At 65.5% G+C, this 13,346-nt stretch carries 10 protein-coding genes; 3 read left to right on the top strand and 7 right to left on the bottom strand.

Annotation, left to right across the window (positions count from 1 at the left end; all coding sequences use genetic code 11):
* Window positions 1-45: 45 nt before the first annotated feature.
* A complete protein-coding gene (mntR, locus tag V9K93_RS14225; RefSeq protein ID WP_014037494.1) occupies window positions 46-516 on the bottom strand; it encodes a manganese-binding transcriptional regulator MntR in 471 nt (156 codons plus the stop codon).
* 116 nt (window positions 517-632) lie between these two features.
* Here mntR and V9K93_RS14220 point away from each other — a divergent pair, with 116 nt between their 5' ends.
* Window positions 633-1,964: an Nramp family divalent metal transporter gene (locus V9K93_RS14220; RefSeq protein WP_046987065.1), complete on the top strand. Its 1,332-nt coding sequence runs from the start codon at window positions 633-635 to the stop codon at window positions 1,962-1,964.
* A 93-nt stretch (window positions 1,965-2,057) separates the two neighbouring features.
* Here V9K93_RS14220 and V9K93_RS14215 read toward each other — a convergent pair whose 3' ends face one another.
* The 4 genes from V9K93_RS14215 to V9K93_RS14200 form a co-directional block, all read right to left on the bottom strand.
* On the bottom strand, window positions 2,058-2,384 hold the full coding sequence (locus V9K93_RS14215) for a thioredoxin family protein (RefSeq protein WP_032975313.1): 327 nt from the start codon (window positions 2,382-2,384) through the stop codon (window positions 2,058-2,060).
* Window positions 2,356-2,835, bottom strand: coding sequence for a flavodoxin (locus tag V9K93_RS14210; protein ID WP_046987068.1), 480 nt, complete (start codon window positions 2,833-2,835; stop codon window positions 2,356-2,358). The genes V9K93_RS14215 and V9K93_RS14210 overlap by 29 nt, the downstream gene beginning before the upstream one ends.
* Before the next feature lie 13 nt (window positions 2,836-2,848).
* The gene (locus V9K93_RS14205) at window positions 2,849-3,889 is read right to left on the bottom strand and encodes a ribonucleotide-diphosphate reductase subunit beta (protein WP_046987064.1); all 1,041 of its coding nucleotides are present in this window, start codon (window positions 3,887-3,889) and stop codon (window positions 2,849-2,851) included.
* Between the two features lie 74 nt (window positions 3,890-3,963).
* Window positions 3,964-6,276 carry a ribonucleoside-diphosphate reductase subunit alpha gene (locus V9K93_RS14200; RefSeq protein ID WP_295381366.1) on the bottom strand — a complete coding sequence of 771 codons (2,313 nt, stop codon included), beginning with the start codon at window positions 6,274-6,276 and terminating at the stop codon, window positions 3,964-3,966.
* 482 nt (window positions 6,277-6,758) lie between these two features.
* Between V9K93_RS14200 and V9K93_RS14195 the strand changes: the two genes are divergently transcribed.
* Entirely contained in the window at window positions 6,759-7,736 is a 978-nt protein-coding gene (locus V9K93_RS14195) for a zinc-binding dehydrogenase (protein WP_046987062.1), read from the top strand.
* 223 nt (window positions 7,737-7,959) lie between these two features.
* On the top strand, window positions 7,960-10,584 hold the full coding sequence (locus tag V9K93_RS14190) for a TonB-dependent receptor (protein WP_337302750.1): 2,625 nt from the start codon (window positions 7,960-7,962) through the stop codon (window positions 10,582-10,584).
* Window positions 10,585-10,664: 80 nt separating this feature from the next.
* Here V9K93_RS14190 and betT read toward each other — a convergent pair whose 3' ends face one another.
* Together betT and V9K93_RS14180 are read right to left on the bottom strand one after the other, a co-directional pair.
* Window positions 10,665-12,644 carry a choline BCCT transporter BetT gene (gene betT, locus V9K93_RS14185; protein ID WP_046987060.1) on the bottom strand — a complete coding sequence of 660 codons (1,980 nt, stop codon included), beginning with the start codon at window positions 12,642-12,644 and terminating at the stop codon, window positions 10,665-10,667.
* A gap of 195 nt (window positions 12,645-12,839) precedes the next feature.
* Window positions 12,840-13,220: a VOC family protein gene (locus V9K93_RS14180; RefSeq protein ID WP_006372781.1), complete on the bottom strand. Its 381-nt coding sequence runs from the start codon at window positions 13,218-13,220 to the stop codon at window positions 12,840-12,842.
* Window positions 13,221-13,346 lie beyond the last annotated feature (126 nt).

Raw genomic sequence — 13,346 nt, 5'->3', positions numbered from 1 at the left:
GCGTGACGCCACATTACGGCCGCCAGGCATGGCCCGGCGCTGCCGTTACGGCGCCCCGCCCTCGGCCTTGCGCACGAACGCCTCGAACAACGCCAACGTCTGCTCGCTGACATGGTGTTCGATACCCTCGGCGTCGCGTCGGGCGGTATCCGGGTCCACGCCCAGCGCCAGCAGGAAACGCTCCACGGTCTGATGACGCTGGCGACTGGCATGCGCCAGCGCCTCGCCTTCCGGGGTCAGGAACACGCCACGATACGGACGCTGCACCACCCAGCCATCGCGGGCCAGGCGCCGCAGCATCTTCGCCACGGTGGGCTGAGCCACTCCCAAGCGGGTGGCGATGTCGACCTGGCGGGCCTCGCCGCCGTCGGCCAGCAGGTCCGAAATCAGCTCGACATAGTCCTCCACCAGCTCCATACGGTGCGCCTCACGCACTTGCCGGAAGCTTTCGACCTGGCGCTCGGCCTCGATCAAGGGGGTGCTTTTCAGCGATGTCGAATCGTCGGTCTTGCCCACGCCTGCGCCTGTCCTTCCGGTAGTTCCGGTGTTGAACCTGAATTCTGGACCAGTAACGCGATAAAGACGATTGTTTCACATTGCTAATGACTATAGCAGGAGCTATATTCGAACCCATGAGCACCCTGGCACCCCGCGACCCTTCGGCCTCCACTGCGGCCAGCCTGGGTGCGCTCAACGCCTCGGTGGCGGTGCCCGACAAGGGCCACTGGTGGTTCCGCCTGCTGGCCTTCCTCGGCCCGGGCTACATGATCTCGGTCGGCTACATGGACCCGGGCAACTGGGCCACCGACCTCGCCGGCGGTTCGCGCTTCGGCTACCTGCTGCTGTCGGTCATCCTCATTTCCAACCTGATGGCGGTGATCCTGCAGGCGCTGTCGGCGCGGCTGGGCATCGCCACCGGCATGGACCTGGCGCAGGCCTGCCGCGCGCGTTACCCGAAGCCGGTGAACCTGGCGCTGTGGGCGCTATGCGAGGCGGCGATCATCGCCTGCGATCTGGCCGAGGTGATCGGCACCGCGATCGCACTGAAGCTGCTGTTCGACCTGCCGCTGCTGTGGGGCGCGGTGATCACGGCCTTGGACACGCTGCTGGTGCTGCTGCTGATGAACCGCGGCTTCCGTGCACTGGAAGCCTTCGTGATCGCGCTGCTGATGGTGATCTTCGCCTGCTTCGTGGTGCAGATCGCGATGGCCGCGCCGCCGGTGATGGCAGTGCTGGGCGGCTTCATTCCGCGCGCGCAGGTGGTGACCGATCCGCATGCGCTGTACATCGCCATCGGCATCATTGGTGCCACGGTGATGCCGCATAACCTGTATCTGCATTCGTCGATCGTGCAGACCCGCGCCTACCCACGCACCGATGAGGGCCGCCGCAGTGCGCTTCGCTGGGCGGTTACCGACAGCACCATTGCACTGACTCTGGCCCTCTTCATCAATGCCAGCATCCTGATCCTGGCAGCGGCGGTGTTCCATGCCAATGGCCGTTTCGACGTGGAAGACATCGAGCAGGCGCACCAGTTGCTGGCACCGATGCTGGGCGTCGGCCTGGCCTCGACATTGTTCGCGGTGGCACTGCTTGCCTCCGGCCTGAACTCCACGGTGACCGCGACACTGGCCGGGCAGATCGTGATGGAAGGATTCCTGCGCCTGCGCCTGCCACCGTGGCTGCGGCGGCTGATCACCCGCGCACTGGCGATCATTCCGGTGGTGGTGGTCATCATGCTGTTCGGCGACCAGGGCGCGGTGAAGCTGCTGGTGCTGAGCCAGGTGGTGCTGTCCATGCAGCTGCCCTTCGCGATCATCCCGCTGGTACGCATCGTGACCGACAAAGTGACGATGGGCGCGCTGGTGGCACCGCGCTGGCTGGGCGGCATTGCGTGGGTGATCGCGCTGGTGATCGTGGTGCTGAACGTGAAGCTGCTGGTGGATACGTTCGCAGCTGGTTGATCCGCGCGGTGGGAATCCGCCGGGCATGGCCCGGCGCTACCGCTGGCGACCTGCAGTAGATCCACGCCACGCGTGGATGTGGCATGACCGGCGCTACAGGAACTCCGCGATGGCCGCTTCGATCTGCTGCGGCGACTGGAAACCCGGCATGCGCATGCGCTCGTCACCGTCCAGGAACAGCGACAACGTAGGGGTCTGCCGCAGGCCCAGCTCGCGGAAGAACGCCTCGCCCACCACCTCCAGCTGCACCCGCAGCAGGGTCGTGCCCTGGCCTGCAGTGCCGCTGGCCACCCGCTGCAGCGACATGTCCAGCATCCGGCAGCCCGGGCACTGGTCCTTGTGGAAGTCCACCAGCACGCGTGGATGGTCGGCCAGCAACTGCTGGAACTGCTCAGGCGTGGTGGCGTCGATGATCTGCATCGGTGGTACTCCAGTAGTGATCCAGGACCGCATCGGTCCAGGTATCGATGGCCGCGGCATGCCGCCGGCCATGTGGCATCTGTTCGATCTCCAGCGGCGGGTAGCCACTGTGGAAATAGCGGATCAGCCGGTGCACCGCACCGCAGTAGTACTCCTGCCCCCACTGCGTTTCACCGGTGCCGAACACCGCCACCTGCCGCGGCCGCTGGCCGCGCTCGGCGATGCCTGCCACCCAGGCCTTCATCTCCGATGGCGTGCGCCCGGCGTTGTCGGTCCAGCAGCCCAGCAGCACCAGGTCGGCCTCATCCACCGGCAACGGCGGGCCCTGGCGCAGGTCGTCGGCCTCCTGCCAGTGCACGGCGTGGCCTGCGGCCCGGCAACGCGCGGCGATGTGGCGGCCGAGCTCACGGGTGTTGCCGCTGAGCGACGCCACCACGATCAGGATGCGCAGCGCCGGGCCGCCCTCAGAGGTCGTCGAAGCCGTTGTCGACGTTGGTCTTCTTGTAGCTTGCATTGCGCATCTCGAAGAAGTCGGTCTTGGTCTCGGTGAAGTTGTCGGCGTAGGCCTTGATCCACGGCATCACGTTGTCGGTGGTGTCGCTGTACAGGCGCTCGATGCCGAGCATGCCGGCCATCTTGTTGGCGCGGTACTTCACGTAGCGCACCATCTCGTCCACGTCGATGCCATCAATACCATCCAGCACCTCCGACGACCACTGCGTCTCCAGCTCGATGGCATGCTCGAATGACTGGTGCACGTAGGCGGTCAACTCGTTGGTCTGCAGCTCCGGGTTCTCACCGATGATGGCGCGGATCAGCTCGCTGATGAACTTGGTATGCGCCAGCTCGTCGCGGTTGATGAAGCTGATGATCTTGCCGGTGCCATTCATGCGGTTCTGCCGCACCATGTTGTAGAAGTACGCAAACCCGGAATAGAAGTTGATGCCTTCCAGGATCGAGGACTGGATCAGCGACTTCAGCAGCGTTTCGGCAGTCTTCTCGCGCATGAAATCGTCATAGGCCCCCATGATCGGCGCGTTGCGCTTGATGATGGTGGGATGGGTGCGGGCGATCTCGAAGATGCGGTTCTGGTTGGGCAGGTCGGTGATCGAGGCCAGCACGTAGCTGTAGCTCTCGTTGTGGATCACCTCCTGCTGGCCGATGATCGCCGCGTTGGCGTGCGCGGCCGGATCGGTGATGTACTCGGCGACGTTGTAGATGAAGCGCGTCTGCGGCGAATCCAGCGTGGCCAGCAGGCCGATGATGGAATCGTAGGCGTTCTTCTCGCGCGCGTTGAGCTCGCCGTACTGGCGTGCATCCACCTTCATGTCCACTTCGTCGGGGATCCAGAAGTTGGTCGACAGCTCCTTGTAGGCGCGATAGAACGACGGGTACGGAATGTCGTTCCAGTTCAGGATGCCGCTGGTGCGGCCGTTGATGATGCCGGTGCTGCGGTTGGGGTGGCGCGGTTCGAGGATCTTGATGCGGTCCAGGGGTGTTGCCATGGTCTTCTGCCTTCGTTCTGTTGCTGACGGGTTGCCGGCCAGCGGCCGGCACTACCACCGAGGGGTCGGGCTGGTCAGCTCGAGCACCACTCGCATTCGCTGATATCGATGTCGTTGGAGCGCACGTAGTAGGTGGTCTTCAGGCCTTCGCGCCAGGCGCTCAGGTGCAGCTCCAGCAGCGTGCTGGCGCGGATGGTGCTGGGCACGTACAGGTTGAAGCTGATCGACTGATCGACATGGCGCTGGCGGCGCGCGTTCTGGCGAACACTGGCGAACTGGTCGACCTTGTAGGCACCCTTCTCGTAGTACGGCCAGGTCTCCAGCGACAGGCCCGGTGCGGCCACCGGACGCCGGAAGTCCTTCTTTTCCTCGTAGTAGAACGCGCTGTAGATCGGGTCGATCGAGGCGGTGGAACCCGCGATCTGTGCCGTACTCATGTTCGGCGCCACCGCCAGCAGCCAGCCGTTGCGCAGGCCGTTGGTGGCCACCTCGCGCGCAAGACTGTCCCAGGCCGCGCCACTGTAATCGCGGTCACGGAAATAGTTGCCGTTGTGCCAGTCGCTGCCGGCGAACATCGGATAGCTGCCCTTCTCCTTGGCCAGCTGCGCGCTGGCCTGGATGGTCAGGAAGTTGATGCGCTCGTACAGGCGGTCGGCCAGCTCTTCGGCATCCTGCGACTCCCACTGGATCGACTGCTGCGCCAGCAGGTGGTGCCAGCCGAACGTACCCAGGCCGATGGCGCGGTACTTGCGGTTGGTGATCGTGGCCTGCGGCACCGGCAGTGCGTTGAGGTCGATCACGTTGTCGAGCATGCGCACCTGGATCGGGATCAGGCGTTCCAGCACGTCGGTGGCCAACAGGTCATCCGGTGCACTGATCGCACGGCCGAGGTTGATCGAAGACAGGTTGCAGACCACGAAGTCACCGGCACGACGCGTCGTGACGATCTGGTCGCCGCTGACGATCTCCTGGATCATCCGCGTCGGGCTCATGTTCTGCAGGATCTCGGTGCACAGGTTGCTGGAATAGACCATGCCCGCATGCTTGTTCGGGTTCTTGCGGTTCACTTCGTCGCGGTAGAACAGGAACGGGTTGCCGGTTTCCAGCTGGCTGAGCATGATCCGCTTGAACAGGTCGATCGCTTTCACCGTGCGACGGCTGATGCGCTCGTCGGCCACCAGCTCGGCGTAGCGGTCACGGAAGCTGCCCTGCCCTCGCTTCTCGTCGTAGAAATCCTGCAGGTACCAGCCCTTGGCCTGCTTCACCTCGTGCGGATCGAACAGGTACCAGTCGGCACGGCGCTCGACGGCCTCCATGAAAAGATCCGGCACGCAGATGGCGGTGAACACATCATGCGCACGCAGGCGCTGGTCGCCGTTGTTCAGGCGCAGGTCCATGAACGCTTCAATGTCGCGGTGCCAGATGTCCAGATACACCGCCACCGCGCCCTTGCGCTGGCCGAGCTGGTCGACCGACACCGCCGTGTTGTTGAGCTGCTTGATCCACGGCACCACGCCGCCGGAGGAGTTGGCCACGCCACGGATCGGCGCACCGCTGCTGCGTACGTAGCCCAGGTAGGCGCCGACGCCGCCGCCGTGCTTGGACACGCGCGCGATATCGGTATTGGAGTCATAGATGCCCTGCAGGCTGTCGTCCACCGTGTCGATGAAGCAGCTCGACAGCTGCCCGCCCACCTTGCCGGCATTGGCCAACGTCGGCGTAGCTACCGTCATGTACAGATTGGACAGCGCCCAATACGCCTCGCCGACCAACTGCATGCGCCGCTCACGCGGCTTTTCCTCCTGCATCAGGTACAGGGCAATGGTCAGCCAACGCTCCTGCGGCAGCTCATACACCTCGCGGCTGCGATCGGTAGCCAGGTAGCGCGTGGCCAGCAGGTACAGCCCGTTGTAGGCGAACAGACGATCGCGTTCGGGGTCGATCATCTCGCCGGCCTGCTGCAGCTCTTCCTTCGAATAGCAGCGCAGGATGTCATTGCTGTAGATGCCGCGGTCGGCCAGGCTTTCCTGCAGGCCCACGTAGGAACCGTACTTCAGGCTGACATCGTAGAAGCGGTTGCGGCTGGCGCGCTTGTACAGCCGGCGCAGGTACAGGCGTGCAGCGAACTGTTCCCACTGCGGCGCGACAAGGTCGACGCGCGATTCCGCTTCGCGGATCAGCAGATCCACCAGATCATCGGCACTGATGCTGGGCTTGCGTTCGACCATCGCCAGCACCACGCGGCGATAGTCGGCCACATCCAGCTGCGGCAGCTCGGCGTGGATGGTATCGATGCTGCGCAGCAGGCGCGCCGCATCGAACGGCAGGCGACGATTGCCGGCTTCCTTGGTGATCCAGGTCGGCACGCGGTCGCCGCTGGCGCGCATGGCGTCGCCGGCGCCGGCCAGGTCGGCCACGCGGAAGGTACTGTCGGTCATGGTGGTGGAACTCCAGGCTCGTGCGCGCGTCGGCGCCCGATGCCATGGCGGCCCTGCACGCGATACCGGCGCACGGGGCGAACGGGTGAAGTGCCAAGGGGCGGGAACACAGGTCGTCGGCATCTGCCTGCGCCTGCGGCCGGTATCCGGGCCGTGGGGGCGACCTGCGTCCGCACGGTGGCGGCCGCGTCGACACGGCAAGCCTTCAGGGGCGGGCCGCGGGACGTTTGCTGCATGTCCGGCGGCGGCGGCTGACCGGGAGTGACGGACACAACATAGTGGGGATGTTCCGAGCCGTCAACACAAGATGCGGTGATCGCGCGCCAACGCGACCATCGGTCGCAGGATGCCGTGTTGCACGTGCGCGGCCTTGTCGACGCTGAGCGCATCCCCAGTTCGGTACAACTTCAACTTTCATTGGAACACCGCCCATGCGCGCTGCCCTGTACTCCTCCTTCGGCGATCCAGCCCAGGTCCTCGCCGTTGCCGATGCCCCCCTGCCCGAACCCGGTCCCGGCGAAGTACGCATCCGCACCGTGCTGGCCTCGATCCACAACCACGATCTGCTGACCGTGCGTGGCCTGTATGGCTACAAGCCGACGCTGCCGGCGATCGGCGGCAGCGAAGCACTGGGCGTGGTCGATGCGCTCGGCGAAGGCGTCGACGGCCTGCAGATCGGCCAGCGGGTTGCCGCCGCCTCGGTGCACGGCACCTGGGCCGAAGCGTTCATCGCACCGGCGCGGATGGTGATCCCGATGCCGGACGCGATCGCCGATGAAATGGCCGCACAGCTGATCGCCATGCCGCTGAGCGCGTTGATGCTGCTGGAATTCCTGCACGTCGAGCAGGGCCAGTGGATCGTGCAGAACACCGCCAACGGTGCCGTCGGCAAATCGCTGGCGATGCTCGCAAAGGCGCGCGGCGTGCACGTGGCCAACCTGGTGCGCAATGCCGAGGCCGTGGCGCAACTGCAGGCACTGGGCATCGATCACGTGTTCGATACCTCGGTGGACGGCTGGAAGGACCGCGTGCGCGAAGCCACCGGCGAAGCGCAGGCCGCTGCTGCAGTCGACTCCATCGGTGGCGATGCCAGCGGCGACCTGGTCGACCTGCTCGGCCACCACGGCACCCTGGTCTCTTTCGGTGTGATGAGCGGCGAACCGATGCGCATTCCCGCCGGAGGCCTGATCTACAAGGAAGCCACGGTGAAGGGCTTCTGGGGCAGCAAGGTCAGCCAGGCAATGGCGGTGGAAGACAAGCGGCGGTTGGTTGGCGAACTGCTGAAGCGTGCGGCGAGCGGCGAACTGACCCTGCCGGTGGAGCAGATCTTCGCGCTGGACGACATCACCCAGGCAGCGAAGGCCGGCGCGGGTTCGGGCCGTAACGGCAAGGTGTTGCTGCGGCCTTGATGGGCTGGACAACCGGGGTCAGATCCCTGGGAGGAGTGCGGACCAACGGTCCGCACCCACCAAAGAGCGGTCCTCACCCACCGAAGCGCAGACCGCCCCATCGAGGGTGCAGACTTTCGTTAAGAACCTGTGATGTATAACTGAATGCGCTTTCGTCATTGGAAGGCGCACGTGGCTGCGTGCGGTACTGACGGCTCCTCCCCCGTTCGGCGTTGTCGCTTCCATGTACCGCACCACCCTGAACCTGCTTGCCAGCGCCATCGCGCTGGGCCTCATCGCCGGCGCTGCCGGCGCCGCTGAAACCGCCGACTCCGGCAAGGACAGCACCACCCTAGGCACCGTGCTTGTGACCGGCTCCAACATCAAGCGCAGCGATACCGCTGGGCCCAACCCGGTGCAGATCGTCAGCCGCGAACAGATCGAGCAGACCGGCCGCTCCACCCTCACCGACGTGCTGCGCAACCTGTCGGCCAACGCCGGCAACAGTTTCGACGAGCAGTACACCGGCAGCTTCGCCGCGGGCTCGGCGTCGATCGGCCTGCGCGGCCTGTCGCCGAAGAACACGCTGGTGCTGGTCAACGGCTATCGCGTCTCCAACTTCGGCTTTGCACTCAATACCCAGGACACCTTCGTCGACCTCAACGCACTGCCGATCAGCGCGGTCGAGCGCATCGAAGTGCTGAAGGATGGCGCTTCGGCAGTGTACGGCTCAGATGCCATCGCTGGCGTCATCAACATCATCCTGCGAAAGAACTTCCAGGGCGTGGAAGTCGGCGGTGCTTTCGGTACCGCCACCCAGGGTGGACTGGACGAGCGCAAGGCCAACCTGCTGGCCGGCTTCGGTGATCTGGAACAGCAGGGCTGGAACGTGCTGTTCGGGCTGGACCTGCTCAAGCGCGACCGCCTCGATGGCGATGACCGCGCCTATACCCGCAGTGGTGACTTCCGCGACAAGCCCGGTGGCCGCCTGGCCGGCTGGTCCACTGCCGGTGGCAACTGGCTGAGCAACCCCCGTGCACCGCAGCCGTTCGCCAACTGCCCCGACGGCAGTCAGCTGCGTCCGTACAGCGACTTCGGTAGCACCCTGCCCGGCCAGGCCTGCGCCTTCAATGCCCAGCCGTTCAAGACCCTGCAGCCCGGCGCCGAGCGCCTGCAGGCTTCGTTGAGCGCGACCTACCGCTTCAATGACAGCATCGAAGCGTTCGCCGACGTCCTGTACAGCCACAACAAGGCCGACCAGATCTTCAGCGCGCCGCTGACCGTTGGCCCCGGCCTGCGCGCCTACAACCCGGCCACCGGCACCCTGATCGACGTTCCGGCGGTGCTGCCGGTCGGTCATCCGAACAATCCGGGCAACACGCCGCTGCCGTTCGAGTACACCTTCTTCGATCTCGGCCCGCGACTGAAGGACAACACCCAGGTGTTCTACCGTGCCCTGGCCGGCGTGCGCGGCAGCGGCGAGCGCTGGGACTGGGAAGTGGCAGCGCTGACCTCGCAGAGCGCGCAGCGCGAGTACGTCGATAACTTCGTCAACCGCTACGCGTTCGAGCAGATCCTGCGCGATGGCAGCTACAACTTCCTCAACCCGTCCAGCACGCCGGGGGCGCTGGATGCACTGCGCCTGCAGACCAAGCGCCCGGGCTGGTACAAGCTGCACGCGTTGAACGTGAAGGCCTCGACCTCGCTGTGGGAGCTGCCGGCCGGTGCAGTCGGCTTCGCCTGGGGCGCCGAGTTCCGCAAGGAATCGCTGGATGCGCGTACCAGTGCGCAGGTGCTGTCGGGCACCGAACTGCGCCCGGCCATCAACGTGGTCAACGGCGAGCGCCAGGTCAGTGCCGCCTACGCCGAACTGAGCGTGCCGTTGCACCGCACGCTGGAACTGCAGCTGGCCGGTCGCGGCGACCGCTACGATGACTTCGGCAAGGCGTTCTCGCCGAAGGTGGCGCTGCGCTGGCAGCCGCTGGACAGCCTGCTGCTGCGCGGCTCGTTCTCACGCGGCTTCCGCGCGCCGTCGCTGCCGGAGATCGCGCCGGGCCAGACCGTCAGCTACGGCTCGGTGATCGATCCGCTGGATCCGCTGCAGCCCGGCGGCAGCCGTGGCGTGACCAACATCCGCACCGGCAACCCGGACCTGAAGGCCGAGCGCTCGCGCAATTTCAACGTGGGTGCCGTGTGGTCGCCGGATGGCGATACCAGCATCGGCCTGGACTGGTACCGCATCGAGCAGGACAACCTGGTCAAGCCGGACAGCGCGCAATACATCGTCGATCACCCAGAGTTGTTCCCGGGCCGCGTGCAGCGCGAGAACGGCCGCATCCAGTTCATCACCAACCAGTACGCCAACCAGGGTGAGCTGACCACCTCGGGGCTGGACCTGGACGCCAGCCGCACCTTCCGCACCGACGGCTGGGGCAACTTCACCGTGGCCGGCAGCTGGACCCATCTGCTCAGCTTCAAGCAACCGCTGGTGGCCGGCCAGGCGCCGTACGAAGGGGCCGGCAACAACCGCCACGGCGCACTGCCGCGTACGCGCGGCACGACCTCGCTGAACTGGGCGGTGGGCGACTGGAGCAGTACGCTGAGCCTGCAGTACGTGAGCGGCTACGACCAGCGCGTAGCGACGGCGACCAGCAACCCGGGATTGCGCGACCGCATCAAGCCCTATCACCAACTGGATCTTTACGTGGCGTACGAAGGCATTGCCAACACCACGCTGTCGCTGTCGGTGCTGAACCTGACCGACAAGGACCCGCCGTTCGATCCGGCCGGCGGCTCCAATGGCTTCGACATCAGCCAGTACAACCTGCGCGGGCAGTTCGTCTCGCTCGGCGCTCGCTACCGGTTCTGAAGCGGTAACGGGGCGGCGGTGATGCGCCGCCCCGTTCGCGTTGCCGGCCAGCGGCCGGCACTACCACCGCACCCACCGCATCAGCGGCTCAGATGCAGGAACTGCAGGTGCCGTTCGTACTGGCTGATGATGTCGTTGATGATCTGCTTGCGGCTGTAGCCCACCAGATCGTAATCCTGGCTGCCTTCGTACAGATGCACTTCGGCGCGGTAATAGCGCTGGTTGCGCAGCTGCTGTGCGGCGAACGACGGGGTCAGGTAGCCACTGAGGATTACCCGGTACTGGAAATCCTGCTGCTCGCCGTGATTCACCGACAGCTCCATGTCACCGGCCTCGAAGCGCGTGGCCACATCCCAACCCTGCCCTCGCAGCTGCTCGGCCACCGCCTCCATCGCCGGCTTCACGGTGTCGTCCATGAAGCGGTAGACCTGGTCGCGCACCGGGAAATGCATGGCCTGGGTCAGGCGCTGGCGCCAGCCCTGGTGGTGGCGGTCGTCGCCGATCAGCGGCGAAGGCCGGTATTGCTGCGCGCGTTTGCGATGCGACTCATCGCTGAAGGCGCGGGTCAGGCCCCACATCATCAGCAACAGCACCGCCGAGAACGGCAGCGACGCCAGCACCACCGCCGATTTCAATGCATCGATGCTGCCGGCCAACAGCAGGCCAGCGGTCAGCACCGCGATCACCGTGCCCCAGAACACACGCAGCCAGCGTGGGCCATCGTCCTCGGGCGCACCGCCATGCGAGGACAGCGTGGACAACACCACCGCCCCCGAATCCGCCGACGTCACGAAGAAGATGAAGCTGATCAGCACGGTCACCGCGATCACCGCCTTGCTCCACGGATACCCATCCAGCAGGGCATACAGCACGGTGGGTGGGTCATCCACCGCCAGCTGTGCCAACTGCTGCTGGCCATGGTGCAGCACCTGGTCCAGTGCACTGTTGCCGAAGATCGACAGCCACGCCAGGGTGAAGCCGAGCGGGATCAGCAGCACGCCGAACACGAACTCGCGGATGGTGCGGCCACGCGAGATGCGGGCGATGAACAGGCCGACGAACGGCGCCCAGCCGATCCACCAGGCCCAGTAGAACACCGTCCAGCCGCCCAGCCATTCGGGACGGCCGCCATAGGCGTACACATCGAAACTCTTGCCCACCACGCTACCGAGGTAGTCGCCCAGGTTCTGCATCAGCGTGCTGAGCAGGTACTGGGTGGGGCCGGCGCACAGCATGAACAGCACCAGCGCGATCGCCAGCAGCATGTTGATGTTGGCCATCCAGCGCACGCCCTTTTCCACCCCGGAAACGGCCACCGCCACCGCTGCGCCCATCATGGCGACCACCAGGATGATCTGCACCAGGTTGGAGTGCGGGATGTTGAACAGGTGCGACAGGCCTGCGTTGAGGTGCAGCACGCCGAAGCCCATGTCGGCGCCAATGCCGAACACGGTGGCGACAATGCCCAGCGCGTCCACGGTGTAGCCGATCGGGCCATTGATGCGCTTGCCGATCAGCGGGTAGAGGGCCGAACGCAGTGCCAGCGGCAGATTGTGCCGGTAGGCGAAGTAGGCCATCGCCATCGCCGCCAGCGCGAACACGCCCCAGCCATGCAGGCCCCAGTGCAGGAACAGCAGCTGCATGGCCTGGCGCGCACCGGCCTCACCGGCCGCCGGATCGCCTTGCGGCGGCTGCATGTAATGGGTCAGAGGTTCGGAGACGCAGAAGAAGAACAGCGTAATGCTGATGCCGGCGGCAAACAGCATGCCGGCCCAGGAGAGATAGCTGAACTCCGGCTCGTCATGGTCCGCGCCGAGCTTGATGCCGCCATACTTGGACAGCGCCACGCCGACCACGAACACCAGGTACAGGGTCATTGCCAGCAGGTAGTACCAGCCGACATTGAGGGCGGCCCAGTCCTGCGCCTTGACCAGAAGGCGGCCCGCACCGAGCGGGAACAGGCTGACGAACAGCGCGAACGCCACGACAACGATCGCCGCGAAGGCGAACACAGGTCGAAGGGTGCGCACCGGGGATTGTTGCGGCTCCAGTACTTCCATGGGGCGGCGTTCTCCGGTAGATCAAAGGGTTAGCCGACCGATTGTGGCTGAACCGCAGTGGACAGAGCATGAAGTTGCAGCCTGCGGTCACAGGCCCGGTCCACCATTCCGTGCTATCACGCGCGCGCCGAAGCGCGCCTGCAAGCGCAGCCGCGCGCGGACCGCGTGCATCGCGGCCACGCGCGTACTGTCCAATCACGACATCACATGCACCGCGCACAGCTTGTTGCCATCCGGATCGCGCAGGTAGGCCAGGAACAGCTGCCGCCCGGCCATGTTGCGGATACCGGCCGGGTCTTCGATGGCGGTGCCACCGTGGCTTACGCCTGCGTCCTGCCAGCCACGCACGGCATCGGCACTGTCCAGGGTGAAGCCGATGGTGCCGCCATTGGCGTGGCAGGCCGGCTCGCCATCGATCGGTGCGGTGACGATGAACATGCGGCCATCCTTGAAGTATACCAGCCGGCCCTTGTCATCGAAGACGCCCGGTCGTGCGCCCAAGGCGGTGAACAATGCATCGTAAAAGCGATGGGCGACGTCCATGTCGTTGGTTCCAACGGTGATGTGGCTGAACATGCGGGCACTCCCTGCGGAAAGACCGCAGTGTCGGCGAGCCCGGCGGTCATCGCAAACGCCCTGGCCATTGCCCCCTGCGCAGGGTTTGTCGTACACCGCTCGATCACACTATAATAGGAATCATTC

Origin of the sequence: Stenotrophomonas sp. CCNWLW162, from assembly GCF_037203745.1 — a bacterium.
Classification (GTDB): domain Bacteria; phylum Pseudomonadota; class Gammaproteobacteria; order Xanthomonadales; family Xanthomonadaceae; genus Stenotrophomonas; species Stenotrophomonas maltophilia_AQ.
This window is presented reverse-complemented; position numbering and strand designations above follow the sequence as displayed.